20 protein-coding genes and 1 pseudogene are annotated in these 22,663 nt (G+C 51.8%); 8 read left to right on the top strand and 13 right to left on the bottom strand.

The features are described 5' to 3' along the window. Positions 1-78: 78 nt before the first annotated feature. Positions 79-321 (bottom strand): hypothetical protein, encoded by a 243-nt coding sequence (locus CSA35_06645; protein ID PIE54385.1) that lies wholly within the window; start codon positions 319-321, stop codon positions 79-81. Positions 322-347: 26 nt separating this feature from the next. Then, positions 348-530 carry a hypothetical protein gene (locus CSA35_06640; protein ID PIE54384.1) on the bottom strand — a complete coding sequence of 61 codons (183 nt, stop codon included), beginning with the start codon at positions 528-530 and terminating at the stop codon, positions 348-350. 108 nt (positions 531-638) lie between these two features. Between CSA35_06640 and CSA35_06635 the strand changes: the two genes are divergently transcribed. Next, positions 639-1,466, top strand: a complete 828-nt coding sequence (locus CSA35_06635) for a MerR family transcriptional regulator (GenBank protein ID PIE54383.1) — start codon at positions 639-641, stop codon at positions 1,464-1,466. 86 nt (positions 1,467-1,552) lie between these two features. Continuing rightward, positions 1,553-2,629, top strand: coding sequence for a dihydrodipicolinate reductase (locus CSA35_06630; GenBank protein ID PIE54382.1), 1,077 nt, complete (start codon positions 1,553-1,555; stop codon positions 2,627-2,629). Between the two features lie 63 nt (positions 2,630-2,692). On the opposite strand, the gene CSA35_06625 is transcribed toward CSA35_06630, so the two are convergent. Beyond that, positions 2,693-3,415 carry a hypothetical protein gene (locus CSA35_06625; protein ID PIE54381.1) on the bottom strand — a complete coding sequence of 241 codons (723 nt, stop codon included), beginning with the start codon at positions 3,413-3,415 and terminating at the stop codon, positions 2,693-2,695. 563 nt (positions 3,416-3,978) lie between these two features. On the opposite strand from CSA35_06625, the gene CSA35_06620 reads away from it, so the two are divergent. From CSA35_06620 to CSA35_06605, 4 genes are all read left to right on the top strand, one after another. Then, positions 3,979-4,704, top strand: coding sequence for a hypothetical protein (locus CSA35_06620; GenBank protein PIE54380.1), 726 nt, complete (start codon positions 3,979-3,981; stop codon positions 4,702-4,704). A gap of 53 nt (positions 4,705-4,757) precedes the next feature. Then, entirely contained in the window at positions 4,758-5,183 is a 426-nt protein-coding gene (locus CSA35_06615; protein PIE54379.1) for a hypothetical protein, read from the top strand. Positions 5,184-5,484: 301 nt separating this feature from the next. After that, positions 5,485-7,293, top strand: coding sequence for an ABC transporter ATP-binding protein (locus tag CSA35_06610; protein ID PIE54378.1), 1,809 nt, complete (start codon positions 5,485-5,487; stop codon positions 7,291-7,293). Then, positions 7,290-9,020 (top strand): ABC transporter ATP-binding protein, encoded by a 1,731-nt coding sequence (locus CSA35_06605; protein ID PIE54377.1) that lies wholly within the window; start codon positions 7,290-7,292, stop codon positions 9,018-9,020. The genes CSA35_06610 and CSA35_06605 overlap by 4 nt, the downstream gene beginning before the upstream one ends. Before the next feature lie 263 nt (positions 9,021-9,283). On the opposite strand, the gene CSA35_06600 is transcribed toward CSA35_06605, so the two are convergent. The 5 genes from CSA35_06600 to CSA35_06580 form a co-directional block, all read right to left on the bottom strand. After that, positions 9,284-11,689 (bottom strand): hypothetical protein, encoded by a 2,406-nt coding sequence (locus CSA35_06600; GenBank protein ID PIE54376.1) that lies wholly within the window; start codon positions 11,687-11,689, stop codon positions 9,284-9,286. A 101-nt stretch (positions 11,690-11,790) separates the two neighbouring features. Beyond that, positions 11,791-13,194 carry a glycosyl transferase family 2 gene (locus CSA35_06595; protein ID PIE54402.1) on the bottom strand — a complete coding sequence of 468 codons (1,404 nt, stop codon included), beginning with the start codon at positions 13,192-13,194 and terminating at the stop codon, positions 11,791-11,793. Beyond that, a complete protein-coding gene (locus CSA35_06590) occupies positions 13,059-14,567 on the bottom strand; it encodes a hypothetical protein (protein ID PIE54375.1) in 1,509 nt (502 codons plus the stop codon). The genes CSA35_06595 and CSA35_06590 overlap by 136 nt, the downstream gene beginning before the upstream one ends. Positions 14,568-14,596: 29 nt before the next feature. After that, positions 14,597-16,243, bottom strand: coding sequence for a hypothetical protein (locus CSA35_06585; protein PIE54374.1), 1,647 nt, complete (start codon positions 16,241-16,243; stop codon positions 14,597-14,599). Then, complete coding sequence (locus tag CSA35_06580; protein PIE54373.1) at positions 16,119-17,111, bottom strand: hypothetical protein; 993 nt, start codon at positions 17,109-17,111, stop codon at positions 16,119-16,121. Before CSA35_06580 ends, CSA35_06585 begins: the two co-directional genes overlap by 125 nt. Positions 17,112-17,518: 407 nt before the next feature. On the opposite strand from CSA35_06580, the pseudogene CSA35_06575 reads away from it, so the two are divergent. Together CSA35_06575 and CSA35_06570 are read left to right on the top strand one after the other, a co-directional pair. Beyond that, positions 17,519-17,701: pseudogene (locus CSA35_06575) on the top strand (IS5/IS1182 family transposase). Between the two features lie 38 nt (positions 17,702-17,739). Beyond that, positions 17,740-18,057, top strand: a complete 318-nt coding sequence (locus CSA35_06570; GenBank protein PIE54372.1) for a hypothetical protein — start codon at positions 17,740-17,742, stop codon at positions 18,055-18,057. A 20-nt stretch (positions 18,058-18,077) separates the two neighbouring features. Here CSA35_06570 and CSA35_06565 read toward each other — a convergent pair whose 3' ends face one another. The 5 genes from CSA35_06565 to CSA35_06545 all read right to left on the bottom strand — a co-directional run bounded on the left by CSA35_06565 (position 18,078) and on the right by CSA35_06545 (position 22,648). Then, positions 18,078-19,163, bottom strand: a complete 1,086-nt coding sequence (locus CSA35_06565) for a hypothetical protein (GenBank protein PIE54371.1) — start codon at positions 19,161-19,163, stop codon at positions 18,078-18,080. Between the two features lie 107 nt (positions 19,164-19,270). Next, positions 19,271-20,062: a nickel import ATP-binding protein NikE gene (locus CSA35_06560; protein PIE54370.1), complete on the bottom strand. Its 792-nt coding sequence runs from the start codon at positions 20,060-20,062 to the stop codon at positions 19,271-19,273. Continuing rightward, positions 20,059-20,877: a nickel import ATP-binding protein NikD gene (nikD, locus tag CSA35_06555; protein PIE54369.1), complete on the bottom strand. Its 819-nt coding sequence runs from the start codon at positions 20,875-20,877 to the stop codon at positions 20,059-20,061. Before nikD ends, CSA35_06560 begins: the two co-directional genes overlap by 4 nt. Then, a complete protein-coding gene (locus CSA35_06550; protein PIE54368.1) occupies positions 20,874-21,710 on the bottom strand; it encodes a nickel ABC transporter permease subunit NikC in 837 nt (278 codons plus the stop codon). Before CSA35_06550 ends, nikD begins: the two co-directional genes overlap by 4 nt. Beyond that, on the bottom strand, positions 21,707-22,648 hold the full coding sequence (locus tag CSA35_06545; GenBank protein PIE54367.1) for a nickel ABC transporter permease subunit NikB: 942 nt from the start codon (positions 22,646-22,648) through the stop codon (positions 21,707-21,709). The genes CSA35_06550 and CSA35_06545 overlap by 4 nt, the downstream gene beginning before the upstream one ends. Between the last annotated feature and the right edge of the window lie 15 nt (positions 22,649-22,663).

Here is a 22,663-nt window from a genome sequence, read left to right as displayed (position 1 = left end):
GGTATCCGTCTCAACGACAAACAGGCGAGAGAGCTCCCTCGCCTGTATCTTCTCTCCCAGCCAATACAATCAAGAAGATCAATCCACTACCTTGTAGGTAAACTCTACAACAGTCCTTCGCCCCATCCCTGTCGGAAGAAAGATAATATCATCGCCAAAACCTATTTGGTCGTTCTCCCGAATATTGTTGATATAGTTGATCATGTTCATCTCCATCTCTTCCCGATCAGCGTAGTTCCGAACGATCTGCCGAGAGACTACATTGTGTTCGGTCAACGGGATATGGACCTGCATCATCATCTGAAAACCTTTTGCTACCACGTCGGGGCACCTTCTTTCATATACGTTCAGAGTTTCAGGAGAGCAAGGATAAAAGGCAGCAGAAAGACGACTACTACCGTGATCGTAAGAATCATGCGGCGGTAGTTCCTCTTGGCCTCAACACGCCGCCGCTCAGCTTTTTCCTCCAAAGCCGCTCGGTGATCGGGATTTTCCCAGAGATCAGGATCCGGTGTGATCAGTTTACCCACGGCCAGGATCTCCTTTCAAAACGCCACCATTTTTACTATACTAATTTATGGATATAACTATATCATATCCTGGGACCTATCCTCCAGAGGAAAGGATAAACCATATTGATGGACAGGATGCCAATAGGAACCATGGCCAGGATCAACGGGATATCGGTTCAAACCCTTCGGCTTTATGATAAATTAGGACTTCTTAAGCCTCAGTTTGTAGGCACCAACCGATATCGCTACTACAGCATGAAGCAATGCGCTCGACTCGATATGATTCAAAATCTCCAACTCCTGGGCATGACTCTCCGCCAAATCAAGGAACAACTTGACCGCCAAGATGTCTCTGTGATCCAGGATCTCCTTGAGCTTCAGCGAAAAAAACTTGACGAGGAGATCGATGGGCTCACGGCCGCAAGAAAATGCGTGGACCGCACGTTGACCAACTACCGAAGATATAACCTCGCCCCCAAGGACGGAACGATCTTCACCGAGTTTATGGACGAACGGCATATCTATCGATACGACAGCGGTATCAACTTTTACGATTACGGTATCGAGACATACGAGTCCATCCTTCGAGAGCTCAAAAAACATATCTCCCTCAGTCACCTCCCCATGGCCTATTTCTGCAACGTAGGGAGCATTATGCGTCAAGAAAGCCTCCTCGCGAGGAACTTCGTCTCCACCGAGGTCTTCGTCTTCGTGGATCACGACTTTAAGCCCTCCCCCCAGGTAGAGACCCTCCCCTCCCACACATACCTGTGTATCTCCTGTGACAACTTCCATAAAGAAAAGGACTATGCCCAGAAGCTTCTCGCCCATGCGGAAGAGCAAGGCTATTTCATAGCTGGAGACTATGTCTGTGAGGTCATCGCTGACCTGCCCGTGTTTGTTGATAACGAGCGAGGCATGTTTATCAAGCTTCAAATTCCAGTGAACTTATAGCCAGCCTTGACTCTATACATGCCATAGAGTCTAAAATGATGACAGATAGTGCAATATATCACATACTTCTTCAGGAGGTGTCATACATGGACAGGAAAATGCGCATAGCCCAGTTTGGTTGCGGAAAGATGTCAGCCTACACGATGAGGTACGTATACGAAAAAGGTGGGGAGATCGTGGCCGCCTTCGACCAAAATCCTGCGGTAGTAGGCAAAGATATCGGGGAGATCATGAAGACCGGACCCAAGGGCATCATGATTCTGGATGGAACCGAAGCCGACAAGACCTTGGCAGAGCTCAAGCCTGACGCCTGCATCATCACCACGATGAGCCTCATGAGCGACCTTAAAAATCCCTTCCTGACCTGTGCCAAAAACGGCATTAACGCCATCAGCACCTGCGAGGAGGCCTTCTATCCCTGGAACTCCTCCCTCGCCATAACGAAGGAAATCGACGATCTTGCGAAGAAGAACAACTGCACGATCTGTGGTGCCGGGTATCAGGATGTCTTTTGGGGAAACCTTATTGCCACCTTGGCCGGGGCAACTCACACGATCAAAAAAATTAAGGGGAGATCAAGCTACAACGTAGAAGATTACGGCATCGCTCTGGCCCAGGTACATGGAGCCGGTCTCGACTTAAAGACCTTCGCCCGGGAGATAGCCGCCGCTGATGATATTTCTCCGGCTGAGCGACAGGCCCTTATCGACAAAGGCGAGTTCCTGCCATCGTATATGTGGAACGTCAATGGCTGGCTCTGTGCTAAGCTGGGGCTCACCGTTACCTCCCAGACTCAAAAGTGCATTCCCCAGACGCACGAAAATGAGCTCTGCTCCTCCACCCTGGGCATGACGATCCCAGCGGGGTATGCCACCGGCATGTCAGCTCTGGTAACGACCGAGACTGCCCAAGGCGTCACGGTAGAAACCGAGTGTATCGGCAAAGTGTATGCACCGGATGAGTTCGACTGCAACGACTGGACCATCTACGGTGAGCCCGATACCCAAGTGACGATTAACCGGCCGGCCACCGTGGAGCTCACCTGCGCCACCATCGTCAATCGGCTGCCAGACCTGATAAACGCCCAACCGGGCTATAGTACAACCAACGAGATGCCCACCAATGCCTACCGACTTCGTCCTTTGAACGAGTACGTCCGCTAAAGCTGTTTCCTTAATCATGAAGGGCTTCGGGATATCCGAGGCCCTTCATTTTTCTCGATTTTTTCACGGGTCGGGGTAGAGCGCACCAAAGCACTCGGAGACACAGGCAACAATCATCACACCGCAGAGCCACGAGAGGGCCGAACCAGCCGAGAGGAGAGGCACCCACAAGGTCACTGTAGCCGGAAGGGAGGTGAGCTGAGAAGCAGCCGTTCCAAGGGCCCACGAATGCCCAACTCCCTCGACTATGCCGAAAAGGCTCCAGACGGACGCCACGATGACCAGAAGTCGGGACGTGAAGTAGCACAGGGACCTCCAGGGCCGCTTTCCCTGCTGAAAAATCATGATGATCGTGCAGATAACCAGAACAACAAAGAGGAAAGGAATCGACAAAGGCGCCATTGTTCGACGACGAAGCCCTGCAGCCCAAGAGATGAGCCTCCAGGCTTCTGGAGATCCCAAGTTTTTCAAAGTTCGGCGATCGAAACGAAAGTACCGGATAAGGGCTCCAGCAACGGCTCGATCCCCTTGGCCCTCTCCTGGTGCAATCTCGGTCATAAGCCATGCATCGAACCCGGCCAAGCTTGAGTTGGATCGATGCGTCAGATCTGAACGAATGACCTCTCGGGCAGTCTCATCCAGTCCCCCTAGAGACAAAGAAACAAGCCCATCGTCCAATTGGCGAGCCAGGGCCAGAAACACACCTGCAAAGAAAGCCACCCACAGAAGAGGGACCACCCGATCTCTCCAGGCATCCAAGATTACCGTCACAAGGGCTTTCACCACACAAGACCTCCCTCATATTCTCCAAAGGAGAGAGACAACCCGCATTTTATCGCCAAAGTCTATTGGCGACTATACCACCACTGGGAATTTTGGAAAAGGCCTCATACGTATCCATAAAGGACTTTGAATAGGGTGACATATTGCATCCAGTGGGATAGAGAGCACCTCTAAAAACCCACATCCGAGCCCCCCAGCCTGGTAACGAAAACCTCATCGCCGATACAACGGAACTTCTTCGGTAAATTGACAGACAGCCTGATTTCGTTCGTCCTCAAAAAGCTTTGTCATTGCTACAAGCACGCCTCCCTTGTAGCGTTAGTATGTATCGAAGATGTATACTTAACGCCAACATGACACAGAAGCCCTGTAATACGCTTAGCCTTTTTTGTTGAGTAACCATATAATAACCGAAGCCTCAGGAGAAATATCGTTATGCCACACACTACGCCGGGAAATGTCCGAGAATCATTGACGTTCCCTGTCTGCATCTTGATCAGAATTCGCCTGGTCGAGATTACCCTTCAACCGATCGACGGTGTCGTTCAAAACGGGAAAGGAGCTCTATGTCCTACGATGAGCTGAGACCGGATGACGACCTTTCAAAGTATGTAGACTCCTTCTGGTTTTATCGGGACACTCTTGCCGGAGCTCCTGTCCCCATCCTTCCCGACGGCTGTATGGACCTTATCTTCGATACAACCTCAGGGGGTCGGGGCGTCGTCTGCGGAACTATGTCCCATTCCCGCATGGTTCGAATCGAGCCGGGGCAGGGCCTTTTCGGAATCCGCTTCAGGCCCGGCGTTTTGCCCACGTTGCTCGACGAGGCGGCATCCCGTTTTCGTGACGAAGTCGTCGATCTTGTGACGGTCTCGCCATATCTGTCTTGCCGTTTTTCCTCCCTTCAACTTATGAGCTCATCAAAGGAGATGAGAGCTTTCTGTGCCCATCTTCTGGCAGAGGAGTTACGTGACCTTTCCCTGGATCTGCGACCGTACTCCCTCTTCTCCCCACACCTCTCCGTGCGTTCCCTCGCTTCGTCGTTGGGCCTGGGCGTTCGGCAGCTTGAACGCCTCTTCTCCAGGCACGTAGGAATCTCGCCCAAAAGATTTCTTCAAATTATCCGATTCCGCCGTCTTCACAAAGCTCTCAAGAAAGGAAATGTTTCGTTGGCTCATCTAGCCCTGGACATGGGCTACGGAGATCAGTCCCACATGAACCGGGAATATCGCCGACTCCATCCCGAGGGAGAGAGGCTGTCGTATTTGTCCAAGAATAGAAAGGAACGATGATCTATCATGAAGGGTGAGGCGATCTGGAATCGCCAAAGAGAGGAGATTGGGAGATGACGATGAAAAAACTGACCCCAAACCTTATGGTGAGGGATATCCGAGACTCGGTAACCTTCTACGCGGACGCTCTGGGATTCGAGGTGGTTGCTCTGGTCACCGAGACCCACGAGACAGAGACGAACCTGTCTCCTGGGAGGCACTACGTCTGGGCTCTGATCAGAAGTGGACCGGTCGAGATCATGCTTCAGGAAGAAAAAAGCCTGAGGGAGGACATAAGCGCCCTCGCCCAGACTCCTATAGGAGCTTCCGCCACCGTCTACCTGGAAACTGAGAACCTGGAGGCCCTGCACGGACGCATCCGGGAGCGGGTGGAGATCGTAAAGGACCTGGAGGTCTCATGGTATGGAATGAAGGAATTGTACGTTCGGGACAGAGACGGATATATCCTGGCCCTGGCCGAACCTTCGAAAGGACTGTAGGGAACCTCCAAAAACTCAGAAACTCGCCTCAGGTCGTTTCGACGGAGCCCTGTCTCGCCCAAACGTATTTTTAACCTGCCGTCGTGAAGTATCGACTGGGGCGAGGTGGACGTCGCCCCCAACCGAGAGGGCACAGGAGGCACCATGTAGTTATTGTACTCATTTCTGCCTGACCGGGGTTGATGTTTATTGCTGAACAGGTGTATAATAGCGGCGTCAAAAGTTCGTCTATGCAAACTTTTGACGCCGCTCATCTTTATCTCTATAAAGGACCCCCCGGTCCGTCAGGAGGATGATCAGTATGCCGAACGATACAAAAAAGCCCTTTATCATCAGGAGGTTTGTCCCATACATGGAGGGGAAAGCGATCCTTCTACCAATCTCTCTGCTTCTGTCGGCCGTATCGGCAGCGCTCAACGTGTTGCCCTTCGTGTTTGTGTGGCTTGTGGCTCGGGAGATCCTTCGAAGCTACGGGGGGCTGGACATGACGATGGTCGGGCGATATACCTGGTTCGCCTTTATCAGTGCCCTCGCTGCCTTACTCACGTATTTCGGAGCTCTGCTGAGCTCCCACCTGGCTGCCTTCCATGTGGAGGTAGGGTTACAGAAGGTGGGCATGCGAAAAATCATGTCCATGCCACTGGGCTTTTTTGACAGACACGCCAGCGGGAAAATGCGCAAGATCGTGAACGACGGCGCCGGTACGACCCACACCTTTTTGGCCCATCAGCTTCCCGATCTGGCTGGTACCGTGGTCTCTCCGGTGATTCTCCTGGTCCTGCTGTTTCTGGTGGACTGGCGCATGGGGATCGCCTCGCTGATACCCATCCTCATGGGGTTCGTCATCATGCAGTCCATGATGAACGCCGAGGGGCGGCGATTCCAGCAGTTATATTATGATTCCCTGGAGGAGATGAGCTCCGAGTCGGTGGAGTACGTCCGGGGTATCCCCGTGGTCAAGACGTTCGGGCAGAGCATCCACTCGTTCAAAAGGTTCTACGACAGCATCATAAAGTATAGGGAAATGGTATATGCCTTTACCCTCATGTGGAGGAAGCCCTTTTCCCTGTACACCGTGACCATGCAGGCAGCCGTCTTCTTCCTGATCCCGGCGACGATCCTCCTGATCGGACGAGGGGGCGACGTTCCCACGGTTCTGGCCGATTTCATCTTCTACCTTCTGATCACCCCGGGGTTCTCCACGCTCATGATGAGGTCAGCAAATTTTCGGCACTACATCCTCATCGCCGAACAGGCTATCGATCGGCTGGACGGTCTGCTGGACTATCCCGTCATGGTCGACGGAACAAAGGAAGACGCTATCCGAGAAAACAGCCTGGAGTTCCGAGGCGTGGTTTTCTCCTACGAAGGGAGCCCCTCTCCCGCTGTGCAGGATGTCAGTTTTCGGGTACACGAGGGAGAGACCGTGGCGCTGGTTGGCCCCTCAGGCGGAGGGAAGACGACCATCGCCCGTCTGGCTGCCCGGTTCTGGGACGTCGACCAGGGCGAGGTCCTGGTCGGTGGCGTGAACGTCAGGGATATCCCGAAAAAAGAGCTTATGGAGCACATCTCCTTCGTGTTTCAAAACACCAGGCTCTTCAAGGGGACCTTGAGGGAGAACATCCTTTTCGGAAAAAAGGGGGTAAGCCAGGAGGCCCTGGACAGGGCCGTCGATGCATCACAGTCCAGGGATATCGTGGACGCACTCCCTGACGGGCTTGAGACCGTTATGGGCTCCAAGGGAACCTATCTGTCCGGCGGTGAGCAGCAGCGCATCGCCCTGGCGAGGGCCATGGTGAAGGACGCTCCCATCGTCTTACTGGACGAGGCCACCGCCTTTGCCGATCCGGAAAACGAGCACCTGATACGCAAGGCTCTGGGCGAGCTCAGCCGGGGAAAGACCACCCTTATGATCGCCCATCGTCTGAGCAGCGTTCAAGGCGTGGACAGAATTCTGGTCGTTGACCGAGGCAAGATCGTCGAGGTTGGAAGCCACGATGAACTTCTGAAAAAAGGAGGCCTGTATGCGGCCATGTGGGAGGAATATCAACAGACGGTCGATTGGAAAATAGCGTCTCCTGCCGACAAAGAGGGGAGGGACCTCCAGTGATACACTATTTTCAGGATAAGCTCGCGTTGTCCCCTGAAGGGGCCAGGGATTTTCTGCGTTCGGTTCTGTGGACCACGGTCTTGCACCTGAGCTTCATGGCGCCGGCGATGCTGGCATTCGTGTTTCTTGACGAGAGACTGGGGACCGATATGGGCGCATCAGGCGCGGCACCTCACGGGCTCGTCCATTATGGCGTGGTCGCTTCGGCGATTTTCGCATGTATATACATCATCGCATATTGCCAGTACGACTCGACCTATACCCGAATCTACAAGGAGAGCGCCAAGAGACGGATCAGCCTTGCCGAAACCCTGAGGCAGCTTCCTCTCGCCTTCTTCGGCAAAAAGGACGTGGCCGATCTCAGCGCCACCATCATGGAGGACGTCACCCAGATAGAGCAGCTCTTCTCCCACGCGGTGCCCCAGATCTACGCCTCTTTGGCATCCATGGCCATCGTGGCGGCCATGATGTTTGCCTACGACTGGCGGCTCGCCCTCGGGGTGTTCTGGGTCGTTCCGGCGGCGGCTCTGGTCTTCTGGATGTCCAGAAAAATTCAACGACAGGGACACATCGATATCTACGGCATAAAGCGGGATATCTCCGACAAGATCCAGGAGGGGCTCGACTCCGCCCAGGAAATACGTTCCTACAACAACGAGGCCGCCTACTCCGACGATCTGGACCGCCGACTGGACAGCTACGAACGATATCTCATTCGGACCGAGCTCCTGAGTGGCTCCCTGATAAACCTGTCATTCACTTTTCTGAAGCTGGGGGTGCCGACGGCTTTGCTCTGTGGTGCCTATCTCCTGCTGAAGGGCGAGGTGACCGTCTTCTCATACCTGGCCTTCCTCATCATAGCAGGACGGATCTACAACCCCATCATCGATGTGCTCGGCCACTTCGCTCTGCTGCTGTATCTCGGGGTGCGGATCGACCGAATGAAGGAGATGGACGCCATGCCAAGGCAGAGCGGACGGGATAAATTCAATCCCGGGAACTACGACATCGAGTTCAAGAACGTGGACTTCTCCTACCAGAAGGAGGTGCAAACCCTGAGGAACGTCAGCTTCACGGCAAAACAGGGGGAGGTGACGGCCCTTGTCGGCCCCTCGGGCGGAGGAAAGAGCACCGTGGCCAAGCTGTCGGCGCGGTTCTGGGACATAGACGGAGGAGTCGTCACCCTGGGTGGTCAGGACATCTCCAAGATCGATCCAGAGACCCTGCTGAAATCCTACTCCATCGTGTTTCAGGATGTGACCCTCTTCAACGCCAGCGTGATGGAGAACATCCGCCTTGGGAAAAAGGACGGAACCGACGAGGAGGTACTCAGGGCGGCACGGCTCGCTCAGTGCGACGAGTTTGTGGAGCGGCTGCCCGAAGGGTATGGGACGATGATCGGAGAGAACGGAGAGCGCCTCTCCGGAGGGGAGAGACAGCGCATCTCCATCGCCCGGGCCATCCTGAAGGACGCCCCCATCATCCTGCTCGACGAGGCCACGGCATCGCTCGACACCGAGAACGAGAGCCGAATTCAAAGGGCCTTGGGGGAGCTTATCAGGGAGAAAACCGTCCTGGTTATCGCCCATCGGATGCGGACCGTTGCTGGAGCCGACAAAATCGTTGTGATAAAAGACGGCGCTGTCGTGGAGAGCGGCTCTCCACAGGAGCTCCGGGACAAGCAGGGCTTCTTCGCGTCCATGCTTGAGGCTCAGATGGGAGCCTGAGCGAATTCGCGCAAAGGGCCGGTTTGGGATAGTACAAACCGGCCCTTCTCGTTTCTATTAAACAGGATGTGCTGGGGCTCCTGAATAACCTGCAGAAGCGCTCGCTTGCAGATTTTGTGTTCATACGGATACAGATCTTCCCTGAGGATAAACTTGACGATCTCTTTCTCGGGTTACTCAAGCACTGTTGTTCAGGAAGTCCTCCATATCCCCCGTAAAATATTTTTGAACTTTTCTTTTCCCTTCTCCTTGTCTCCAACAACTTATCTTTTTCGGAAAGATCGAAAGAGAGAAAAGACAATGACACTCATGATGAGAAGTACCACAAAAGAGAAGATCCCCAGGGAACGCTTACTTCCTCGAAGGGAATCCAGTATATTGGACCAGGAAAGTATGGAACTTTCCTCCTCTCTCGTTTTCTCCGCTTCTTCCCTGAGATAAAAAGGGACTACTTCGCCTGCAGGAGAGACCAGGCAGGTGTCTCCCCGAAGTTTTCGCCGAAGAAGCATTTTCGTCAAAAAAGCTTCCCGGGGAGCTTGATTCGCCCAGCTCATGACCACAGTAACCCCCGTTTTTTCGGAAATAACCTGAAAAAAGATCGCATCCTCCCCAAAGGGAGCTACAACAGGAACCCGAGTTCCTGAGAGCAGCGTTTTTTTGGAGTCATCATACCCTACCGAGAGATCAAGTCCCCGACCAGTCAATTTGTTCATGGGAGCAAAAATGAGCCTATTTCCTTCTGAGAAGGAATCCACGTTTTTCGGAAGCGAAAAGACCTCTACAGACAAGGGGAGGAACATCTGAGCCTGCCAGCGTTGAAGCACCCTCCCCAAAGCGGAAAGCTCCTCCCCTCCAACCCCGGGATCCATGTAGATGTTCAGGTTTGGATCCAGAAAAGCATGGGGAAGGTTTTCCAAAAGGGGTTTTAATCTTCGCACTCTGTGAGGAAGATGAAAATAAGATTTTTTATCCACAACCATCCAGGCAGATTCAGTATAAAAACGGGAGCAGTCGGGGACATTGATATCAAGATACCCCCGGAGACACACATTGACATAGTCTTTTTTTACCGCTTCTTTTTCGAGAGGCACGGTCAAAATTCCCTCCGCAGCATTTTCAGGAGTAAGGGACGTACCCCTTTGGGGAACTTCGTTGATATCCACTTCAAGAGTGGACTTGACCTTGTCAAGATTCGGGGAATGCCGGAAAAGCAGAACCAACTTAGGATGACCGTAAACATCCCATTGAGGAGGAATACGGAAGCTGAAGTTTTCTTCGTGATGCAGGGAAATTCCCCGCATTACTATATCCGGCAGGAAAAGCCGGTCCAAAGGAATATCCGTCCCCATTTCTTTGGAGGATTTCTTCTGGGGCAGGGGGGTATCCAGCGCAAGAAAGGCCTTGCTAAAGGGCATTTGCTTCCGAATCTCCCGGGCCAGCAAACTCCGTACTCCAAAGAGGACATCTTGAGCAGTACTCCCGGTAACACACATACGCCCCAATCCCAGGTCATTGAGAAAGGTTTTGTAATAAACCTCCCCGGAAAGGTTCTCCGGAACCCCGAAAACTCTCATAAAATCTTCAGGAAAGGCGTCTCTCCGTCCTATATAAATGAGGTTCATACGATGGGCAAGTGAAGAGGAAATTTCTCCAAAATGCCGTACCCCCACCTGAATATCCTTCCCCGGAGCATCCAAACTCCACTGAAGAAGCAACGCATACGCAGCGGAGAGTTCTTGTGGAGTTGCTTGGTCAGGCAAAACCAGCACGGTATTATCCACACGATAGTGATTCGTTTCAAAATAGGGAGAGGGGAAATCCTCTAGTTTCAAAGCTTCCTTCTGGATATAGCGTAGATGAACGAGACTTTCTTTGTGAAGACGGTACCAATTACCCGGACTATCGATATCCGAACACCGTTCTTCGAAAGTTCTCGTAAGAGCGGTGAGTTTGATTTCATTGGTCCCGGGCCGCAATGCTCCCGGATCCAGAGGAATAGAGATATGCCCCTTCCAGAGATTCTGTTTATCCAGAGGAATACTCCTCATGGGGACCCCATTAATCTCCACGGTCACATTGGAAACCCTAGGATTCAACAGCTCCGAATGGCTCAGCACAAGCTCCACATATCCTCCTTCCAAGGGTTTCCACGTGGGAGATATATCAAAATAAAACACCCTAGAGCTTAAAAGCTGACGAAGGGGTATATCCTGTGGGGTTAGCCGGACATTGACAGACTGCACCACCCGAGGCATTTTTTTAAGTGGGAGGAGTCCGTGATTTTTCACAAGCTGGGAGCCCTCCGAAGAAGTTGTTTCAGGTTCCGGCGTGAGTATAGGCTCTCTGGCTTTCAAGGAGGAAGGAAGAGGTTGTTTTTGAGCACTTTTCCCGGGCTTTCCATCCACCACGAAACGGGCAGGGTTTTTCAGCTTGAAGGAAGATACGGATACATCCTCCCTATCCAACTCAATGAGGAGCTTACACGAAGCCCCCTGATTCACCAGAGAGTAGCTTTTACCTGGAGAAGGCAGCCTTCCTTTCCTAGGATTGCGACAAAGAGTATCAATGTTCACCTCCACGACAGAATTTTTATTGACCAGCCTATAGGCAGCCATCTCGTTCATATCAAGGACTAACCGGAAACCGCCGTCTTTTTTAGCAATTCGCACATTTGTTACGGCTCCCAAAGACAGAGAGACTCCGAAAAAAGACAAAAATAAAGATAATGAGACCGCACATAAAAAACGTACCCTTCTCGTTTGCACCTTGCTCACCCCGTTCGTTCTGTTTTATGCCAAAAGGTTTTTTCATTCTGGAAATAACTTGCTATTCCCTGCCACACGGCGTTGAACATCACCAGGAGCCACATCTGAGTGTAGGAAAAATACATCAGGAACCCCACAAGAAGATTTTTGCCCCGATCCTCTCCAGGTTCCGCAGTGAGGCTGATTCCCAATTCGACAACAAAAAGAAGGGCTGCCAGAACCCAGAGAAAGTTAAAGGGCCCCTGGAGACTCACATAGGTGACCCCAAGGCTCCCGGCAATAAAGATGAGGAGCGAAATGGAAACGCTAGAGAGAAAAAGAAAGTACACTCCCATGAGATAGAACATATCGAGAAAAAGCCGCCATTTTCCCCTAAGAAGGAGGGGGAAAAAATACTTTTTGAGAACGTACAAATTTCCCCGGGCCCAGCGGGTTCTCTGTTTGAACCAGACCTTCCAGCTCGAAGGTTCTTCCTCCCAGGTCACGGAATAGGGAACCATCTTAATAAATTGATTCTGCAGGTATATCCGTATGGAGAGCTCCGTGTCTTCGGTAAGGGCTTTTTCATCCCAGCCTCCAATACGCTGGACAAGTTCTTTCCAGACCACGAAATTAGTACCAGGAATCGTGGCAAGACTGTAAAGATGCCACCGTCCAGCCTGGGTGGACCACTGAAAAAAGATAGTTTCAAGATTAATGAATCGAGTAAGTAAATTTACATAACGATTGCGAGTCCTAAACTTTCCGATTACTGCTCCCAAATCTTCCCGTTTCACAAGATTATGTACCAGATAGAGGAGAGCACTCCTTTCAGGGGTATTATCCGCATCGTACACCGCAAGAACTTCTCCCTGGGCAATTTCGAGTCCATAGTTGAGCACTGCGGATTTCCCCCGACCCCCTCGGGAAGGAGGAACATCCACCACCTGAACATGGGCCCCCAAGGATGCTGCGGTCTTACGAGCAATCTCTCCGGTACCGTCGGTGGAATTATCGTTGAGGCATAAAACCGTCAGTTTCTTTTCTGGATAATCCATGCAAGCCACCGCGCGAAGAGTCCGATCAATGACCAACGCTTCGTTATGAGCCGGAATCAATACCGTTACCTGGGGTAAGTTTTCTGAAGAAAGCTCAGCCATTTGGGCAATTTCCTGCTCCATCCTAACGGAATACCGATATCCTCCATAGCAAAGTATCACGTGATAAAGCAGCATTACCCATATAACTGTCAGACAGGCTAAAAAAACGTCATCAATTTGTATAGCGACCATGACTAACGAAACATTTCCTTTCTGCGTTTTACTCTTCGGGTTCCGTAGATAAGGATGAAGAGTAACACCACCAATCCCGCAACTGTAACAATCCCAAAACCGATTTTCCCATCCCTTCTTCCCCTGACCAAAGGCCATAAATCTTCCACAGGCTCTGGATCATAGCGGAGTCCCCCCGCATAGGCCGAGGCATCCACAAAAGAATATCCCCGCTGAAGAAGGAAAGGGACCAATTCCTGAAGATACCTTGCCCCCTCCACATAGGGATGGTAAAAGAAACACGCCAAGGGATCACGTACAATGGCATCCAATACTTCCAATTTCTTTTCGATGTTCAGGTGAGAGAGCACGCGATCATCGTATTCGATATAGCCTAATTGTTCTGGGAGCACCCTAAGTCCTGCGGCACTCCGATAAAGGAAGTACGGAATATCCTGGGTCAGTTTATAACTTTTGTTGTTAAGCATAAGGGAACCCGCCAAAGTGTCAAAATAACGGGGAAGCTCCTTTTGAAGGGAAAGGGGAAAGTTATAGTGAGGAGCTTCAAAAAGCTTTGGATGCAGCCCTGCCTTTCGAAAAAGCCAGAGACCGTAACGCATATGCTCATGAAAATATTCTTTTTCCCCAGGGACAGGACGATCGTATTTCATATCCCAGAATTCCGACCCCTCTCCAGAAGCCTGACGGTACTGATGGGAAGTGCCGTGATGAATGACGGTTCCTCCATATTTCTCCGCCTTTCGCAAAGTTTCCATAAAGGGCTCATTCTCCAGAATCCGTAAGGCCTTCCGATTCCTCTCCAACTTGAAAACAGGATACACCGCCATGGCAAAAGGAATTCCTTCACCATGCAGATAATCGATGCACTCCCGAAGTTTTTCGAGACGCTCCCCCTCATAGGAAGGATTCAGGTCTTCCAGACGGATCATAGCAAGCCGTTTTGCTTCATGAGAAACCCCCAGGATCTCATGCAGAGAATCGGCAAGTATAAGCCCCCCCTTGCCGAAAAAAGGGAAACCCAGGACGTAAAAGCAGTTTTTCCGAAGGGTTTGGAAAATAAAGGGGAAGGTCGTTCCATCCGCTTCCAGAGATGCGTATACCCGGGAAAGAGAAGTTTTTTCAAAGGGATAGAACAAATGCCCATCCACCCAATACTTTCCACCTTTGTAAAGGGCATAGGTCGCTTCTTTGGGAACAGGCAAAATGTCAAGCCATTCATGATTTCCCACAAAACAGGTACATTTTGTTCGCTCCAAAAGAACCTTTTGGAGGGCTTTTTCTGGAGAGCCCAGTTTCATTTCTCCTAGAAGAAAAACCGCCTCGGCGTTCCGGATATCCTGAAAAAGACGTTCGGAACAACGGTCCAGCGAGACCATCATGAAAGAATATTCTTCAAAATGTCCGAGAAGGTTGGTCAGTCCCACTGCATACTCCTCAAGAGACTGATGATACAGTACCAGGCCTTTTCGCGGAGCTCCCGGGGAAGAGGACGTGGAAAGAAGGAGCATCACGCATAGCCATCCTCCCAACAAAATTCTTCTCACCGGAAAAGCCTTTTTTTTCTTCTTCGGGAAGCACGAAAATAGAAAACGCCCCCCAAAAGAGCCGAAAAGAGCCCCAAGATTATAAAAAGGGCCACCAAAGACGATACCCAGGGCTGAATATTCCCACCCTTTTCCCGAACATCCCCCTTCCCGGGATCCGCCAACTTGGGATAGACTTCCCTTTCCTCAGCTGCCGCATAGCCCAGGTGCTCCAGAGAGCGTACAATGAAATCCAAAAGCTCCAATCCGAATTCTGGAGCATATCCAAAGGAACCCACACTTCCCCTAATAAGGGATAAATCCCTGGCTTTCCCTATAATTTCGAGGGCACTACCCTGGGGGTCCTCTTTTCGAACATATCCGAGAGTTTCCGGGAAATAATCCATCGACTCAATCGTACTCGGAAAGGGCACCATGAAGGTGCCCCGGGGATCCGCATGGCTTACCTGAATACGACCGAAGAGAAGAGGAAAAAAACGGGAAACCACCTCAAGACAGGCCGGGGGAAGGGCGTAGTTTTCCATCTGGAGAGCGGAAGGGCAAACCCCCGCCCGGCAGGAAAGACCAAGCACTTCTCGGAGCCCCTCGGAAAAGTGCTCCTTTCCGTCGGCAGAGGAGTCGAATCGGTGAACCAAAATCAGAAGAGCTCCTTTTTGGGCAAGATCATTGAGAACCTCTACCAGCCGGGGAGCATCCTTCAGAAGGATCTCTCTTTCCCCCCGGTATTCCTTACTCCGGGGATGGTAGGCTATGCCGAAGAGAATCTTGCGCTTCCAGAGCCACTCACCAATTTGCCGAAGCTGTTCAGGAGAGGTAAAAGGCGTGACCCCCTCAAGTCGTACGAAAAGACGCAAAGGCAAATCATTGAAATCTTTAAAAAAAACGGTCAAAACACCCAAAAGGGGAATCAGGTGCTTGCCCCAGTAAGGGTTAGTGCAAACATACCACTCCTGACGAGAAGATCTTCCGAAAACATAGGGATATTTTTTCTGGAGATTCGTGGCATAGGCATACACCGTCATATCCTTGCTTCGGAGAATTTCCACCGAGGGGAGAGTTTCCTTGGTTCCCACAAAGGATTGCATACCTTTATAAAGAAGGTGATCAAAAGGACATTGCTCTCGGGAATCGTAGGAGACCAACCCCTCCAGCGGATTGGGCTGAGGCAGCCCCGGACCTATCCACATAAAGGGACAACCTTTTTGGGGCAGGGACACGAGATAATCCCTCCTTGCGGGAGCCATAAAAAGGGTAAAATCCTTACTCCGACTTTTTTCGGGAAGATACTCTTCAAGGGAACATATTTCAATATCGTCAGTGAAGGATGAGAGAAGAAGACGCCCCATCATCTCGGGCTCCGCAAGGCTGGAAGGCCTCAAATCTCCTTCTCCCAGAACAAGCAATGCTTTCTTGATGCACCGGGGAGCTTCGAAAAAACCCTGGGCAGCTCCAGAATCCCAAAAGAACACCAGGATTCCCCATACCGCCAACCAGAAAAGGGAAAGTTTTTTTGCTCTTCTACCCCATGTCATACTCGTATTCCTTGCGAGCCACGCCAAGAAGAGGAATATACTCCTCTCCATCTCCCGGGAAATGGGAAAGCCCGAAAAGGACGGTAAGCCGGATACGACGAAAATCCTCATCCGCCACCGAAAGATCAACATAACGAAGCTGACTCCGGAGACGATCCCGAAAACCCTCAGCCCCCTCCTTACTGGTGCTGGGAAGGAGCAGAGCGAACTCCCCCGTATCAAGCTGAGCGACGAAATCCTCTTCCCGTTTCGCCCCTCGCAGAATATTTGCCACGATCCGGAGTACTCCGTCACGATTTCGGGCTCCATGTACTTCCTCAAGCTCCTTCAAAAAACGTATCTTCAGAAGCAGCAGAGAAAAATCTCCTCCATAACGACGCACTCGGGAAATTTCCTCGCTTACTCGGAAAGCAAACCGCTTCCCCGTTTCCAGAAAGGTTACTTCATTGCACACTATTAGCTCCGAAATCTCTGTTGTAAAAGTTTCTAGCTTTTCATAGAGAGGAGAAAGAGCCCTGTACATACTGCCCCCAAGGAATCCTCCCGCAGGTAGAAAAAACAGCCAGAAGAGATCCCCTGCTCCAACCGGGGAGGAGGAAGGTTCCCATAAGGCAACACCGATTTTCAGAGATCCGTACGCGAAGACCACAAAAAGGGAAAGCACCAAAGCGGGAATCTCGCCGAAGAGAATTCCCGTAGCAAAAGTTAGTACGGCAAGAAAACCGAGGAGGTAGGCTGCGAAGGAAAGATATTGATTGATGAAATACCATGTAAGAAGAACCAAAAAAAAGACAACCACTCCGAAGCTTAAAATATATATGCGTCTTTTCTTTTTTTGCAATTCTTTTGCCAAAAACGAACCCTCCCCTGTAAAAGATAAAATAAAAAATAAATCCGTATCATCACACAACAAAGTCACGGTTTTGACCACAAGACACCATCTGATAAGGAACAAGTTGAGAAATGCGCCAGGAAGCAAGTTACCAAGAGATCTGTGAGGATTACTCCTGCTTCAGAAACCAACGAAACGAGCCATAGGTTTACTACAAAGCTCTGGAGACTCGATTTTCTCCTTACGAAACCATTTTTCTTTCAAGGTGCGCATAAAACCTTTGGTCTTGCAATTGTTTTTTAACTACGCCTGTCTTTTCTACCCACTACTGGCAAGCTATTTTTAGGTATGTTTGTGAATGTTCGTTCTGAGTTCTTCCTTCCCGGTCTTTTCACCTCCAATCACACTCGATGTACCAACAACCCTGTTATTTTCTACAGCAAACAGAAGGAAGCTTGTAGAGTATCGTTGCAAGTGTATCACGAATAACGTTACAATTCAGCCTTTCACCGCAATCGGCCCTTATCAGAATAGAGAATCGGGAGGAATGTACCATGGAAGCATCGCATAGAAGACACGACATTTCGGATAGAGTCTGGAAGCTACTGAAACCTCAGCTTCCCGGCAGAAAGGGTTCGTGGGGAGGCAAGACTCAAGACAACCGTCTTTTTATTAATGCGGTCTTCTGGATTCTGCGTACTGGCACTCCGTGGCGAGACCTCCCTCCCGACTGCGGGTAAATATATCGTGACGACACTGTCTAGGATATGCCCTCATGGAAGAGAAGAAGTCTCGGCAAGCTTTCGAAGCCTCCCGGCAAGCCCTTATCCTAGAAGGGGCTTCTCAGACTTACGGGGATTTCTGTTTCATCTGCCTCAATCTCGGACTTCTTCCCGGCACCGGGGAAGCTTTTCAACGGGCTCTCCCTTTGAACCCCCAGGATCCAGAAGCTCTTTATAATCTGGAACTTCTATCCCTGAGAGAGGAAAACATCGTAACAGCTCGGAAAAGGGATGAAGTCTTGGAGCAGCTTCACCCCAAAGGAGCCAAGGATCTTCGAAACCAGATAACGCTCTACTTCCCCCAGGAGTGATTTTTTTATTCAAATAGTTTTTATGGGAGCTCTGCGGAAAGAGCGGCAATCAAAGCCAGAAGATTGTCGAAAACCCAAGCTTGACAGGAGATTCCTTCTTCATCTTCACGAAGATACCCCAGAAGCCCTTCATAACCTTGAAACGTAAGAAGAAACGACTCCAGGCGATCCAAAACCCGACGGGACTCTTGAGGATATCCCGCCTCATTGAGAGCCAGAGAAAAAAGGGCATAGACCGCAATATTCTCGGACCCCCGAGAGTCCCGTATAGATCCAAAGATTCCAAACTCCTCACGGTACGTATCAAGAGCCTCCCGGGGAAGGAAGCCTACCCGTAAAAGCGAGAGAATGTAAATGAGAGAGTTGATGGGATTTTCTTTATCCCAAGAAAAAACTTCTGAGGGGATGTTAAATGTCCAGGGAATCCCTTTCCCAAGAGAGAGCCCTCCACTCATAATCCCGAGGGTACCCATATAGACCGGAAGCCAGCGGGGATCCTCCAACCCGAGGGTACGGAGGGTTTCAAGGTCTCCATAGGAGAGAGTAAATTCGTCAGAAAGAGGAAATGTTCGGTAGACCTGAAGCAATCCCCGTTTCTCCCAACTACAACCATTAAGAAGCCGTCCGTCCCGTACGTTATAAAGAAAAAGCCCATCCTGAAGTAGGGCGTACAGATTTCGATACTTCTCATCCTCCCAAAGAGAGAAGGCTTTTTTCAGCACTCGAAGGGCCCTGAGATCATCGATGCTGGCATTGGAAAACTCCACAGGCTTTCCCAGAAAATCCAGTTTCCAATATAAAAGCCCCAGGGGGGAGAGAAAATACTTCCTCATATAGCCACAGAGAAGATCGAATTTTTCCTTATCCTTTCGAAGTAGCGCCAGCTCCATACGCAGAGTCAAGGTTTCCGAAAGATAACTGGGATCCGAGGTATTGGTGTGGTAAAGTCCCTCGGGGCCCTGAAGATGCTTTTCAAGAGCCTCCTCAACCTCTGTAACCCATTCGGGAAGAGCTCCCTGAGCGGAATGAATAGGGAGTACCATCAGAAGAAAAATGTACCCAAGGGACCTTCTCACTCTCCAAAAAATTAATAAAGTTTTTTTCATGGCTCTATTGTACACGTCCCTCTCCTTATTCGTCCATACTTGAGGTCTGATCGAGTTTGCGAAAGGGCCGGTTCGGTATGTTCCCAACCGGCCCTTTCGTCTGCTACCTATCGAATCGGAGTGGCAGGAGGGAGGGAATTCACCATTTCCCGAACGGCGCTGTCGCCGGAGGATGCCAGATCAGCGATGGAGCGTTCCCGAAGGACGATGACTCCGTCTTTTATAAGGGCAACCTCGTCGCAAAGGTCAGCCACCACGCGCAGGTCGTGAGAGATGAACAGGGCGCTCAGGCCTCGTTCCCGTCGGATATCCTTTATCAGGCTCAGGATACGGGTCTGGATAAGCATATCTAAGCTGCTGACAGCCTCGTCGAAGACGATCACCTCGGGATCCGGAGCCAAAGCCCGGGCGATGCAGACTCGCTGAAGCTCACCGCCACTAAACTGTCCCGGAAGTTTGTCAGCGTCGGATGCCTTAAGCCCCACCTGTTCCAGAAGGGGACGACTTCGTCGGATGGCCTCTTTTTTAGAGATGTTCAGGAAATTCCGCAGGGGCTCAGCCACGATCTCACCGGCGGTCATTCGGGGATTGACGGAATTGTGAACGTTCTGAAACACCACCTGAACGTTCCGTCGAAACTCCCTGAACTCATCGGCAGCCATGGTTCTGATATCCGTTCCCCGAAAGCAGACGGTTCCGCAACTTGGCCGTTCAATCCCCAGGATCATCCTGCCCAGGGTGCTCTTGCCGCAGCCACTTTGCCCCACCAGGCCGAGAGTGGAGCCTTCCTCAAGATCCAGGTCAATACCCTGCAGAACGTGAAGTTCCTCTGCATGTGTAAAAAAGCCACCTCGACGGTAGATGCGGTGCAGATCACGAACGGAGAGAAGAGCGCTCATGAGCGAGCCTCCTTGAAGTTCAGGTTGGACGACAGATGTTTATGAGTGGAGACGAGGGCCTGAGTTGTGGGATGCTGCGGCTGCTCAAATATCTGCCGAACTGGCCCGGACTCGATGAGAGAGCCCTGATCCAGAACCACCACGTGATGGGCCATCCGGGCCACCACGCCCAGATCGTGGGTGACGAGAAGCACACCCATACCCCGCCGTTCCCTGGCCTCGTCAATCAGATCGAGAACCCGTTTCTGCGAGATCGTGTCCAGGTCTGTGGTGGGCTCGTCAGCGACGAGGAGCACCGGATCGTTGATCAGGGCCAGGGCCAGCATCACCCGCTGAAGCATCCCACCGCTGAGCTGAAAGGGGTATGCACGGCAGATCTCCGCCCAGTCATCCAGACCGACCTCCCCCAACGCCGTGGCGATACGGTCGTCTCGACCGAGAGAGGTCTGCCCTCCATGGGCTACCATGGTCTCGTCGAAGTGAGTCCCGATGGAGAAAACCGGATCGAAACAGCTTGAGGGATTCTGAAGCACCACGGCAATTCTCCCACCTCGCAAGGTCTGGAGCTCTCTCGGCGAGAGTTCATCCAGCACCCTATCCTGAAAGGTCACAGTGCCGGAGGTCCGTCGGACACCTCGGGGGAGAAGAGAAAGAGCCGCCATACAGGACAGGGACTTGCCCGATCCACTTTCGCCTACGAGACAGGTGACCTCTCCCGGATGAACCGAGAAGGAGACATCCCGAACCAGCGACAGGGGTGAATTCGTGGTCGTCTCAATGGAGAGCTCCCGGGCGGTCAGCAGATGAGCGCTCATGGCTCCATCTCCTCGGGAATCAGGGAGCGATCCAGACCGTCTCGGAGAGCATCTCCCAAGAGATTAAAGGCCATGACCGTCACGAATATGCACAAACCAGGATACAGAAGCAGCTGAGGCTCGGTCCAGATATACTGTCGGGCATCGTTGATCATGCTCCCCCACTCGGGAGTTGGCGGTTGGACGCCCAGCCCCAAAAAGGAGAGCCCCGCCACGTGGAGCATCATATGGCCGATATCCAAGGTGGACAAAACCAGGATCTGGGGAGCCAGAGATGGAAGTATGTGGCGGACCACCGTCCGAAAACGGCTGGTGCCAGCCACCTTGGCTGCCAGGATATATTCCCGGTTTTTCAGGGATATCACCATGCCCCGGACGATTCGAGCGTACCATGCCCAATGGGTAAAGAATATGGCGATGATAACGTTCATCAGACCGGTCCCCAGAACGGCGATGAAGAACATCGCCAGGATGATGGTGGGGAAGGTCAGAAACACGTCGCAGGTCCTCATGATGGCCGAGTCCACCACACCTCCCAGGAAGCCGGCAGCACCACCCGCCAGGGTGCTGAAGACCACGATCATGGCAAGGATGGCAAAAACCGAGCCCAGTGAGACCCGGGTGCCGGCAAAGAGACGTGCCAGGAGATCCCGTCCCAGGTGGTCGGTCCCCAAAAGGTGATCAACGCTGGGAGGCTGCAACCTGGAGGCCAAGTCCACCGCCGAAGGATCCGGCAGGCCCATAAACGGGAAGAACAAGGCGACGATAGCGATGACGCTCAGCAGGACAACCGCCACCCAAAATACAGGGTTAATTTTCAGGCGGGCTATCATCGGGCGTCACCCTCAAACCGGATTCGGGGATCCACCAAGGCATAAACGATGTCCACCACCAGGTTACAGAGCACGAATATGACCGTCATCATCAGAATAAAGCACTGAAGCACAGGATAATCCCGATTGAGCACTGACTGAACGGCATATCGTCCCAGACCAGGCCATGAAAAAATGTTCTCAACGATGACGGCCCCCCCCAGCATCTCGCCCAGGTGCATACCCGTCATTGTGATGACCGGGATCAGCGAGTTCTTCATCACATGGGCCCAGAGGACCCTCTTTTCCGACAATCCTCTGGCGCGGGCGAAGAAAATCGACCGGGAGTTCATGTTCTCCAGCAGGTTGGCCCGGAGAAACCGAACGTTGATGGCGATGGACATGGCCGAGAGCGTGAGCACCGGCATTATCATGTGGGCTATCCCCCCTCGTCCCATGGGCGGCAGCCAGCGAAGCTTCACGGAGAGGAGAAAGAGCAGGAGATAGCCCAACCAGAAGCTGGGCATGGAGACTCCGACAAAAGCCAGGACCCTGGTGAGGTGATCCTGAAACCGATCCTTATGGAGAGCGGCGGTCACCCCCAGGGGGACGCTGACCAGGATGGTAAAGAGCAACCCGAGGCCGGCCAGGGTCAAGGTAGCCGGCAGGTAGTAGAGTACCTCCTGAAGAACCGGCTTACCCGTGACGTAGGAACGGCCGAAATCAAAGCGCATAGCCCGGGATACCCACAAAACATACTGCTCCGCTATGGGTTTATCCAACCCCAGGTCGTGGCGGGTCTGGGCCAGAGCCTCATCCGTAGGGGGGATATTTGACATACGAAGATAGGCCATAGCCGGATCGCCTTCGGCAAGCCGGAGGATGAGAAAAACCATGATGGAGACGAAAAACAGGATCGGTATCAATACCAGGATGCGCTTGACGATAAATCGAAACACGGTGACCTCAGAATA

The sequence above is a fragment of the Dethiosulfovibrio peptidovorans genome (genome assembly GCA_002748665.1).
Lineage (GTDB): Bacteria > Synergistota > Synergistia > Synergistales > Dethiosulfovibrionaceae > Dethiosulfovibrio > Dethiosulfovibrio peptidovorans_A.
This window is presented reverse-complemented; position numbering and strand designations above follow the sequence as displayed.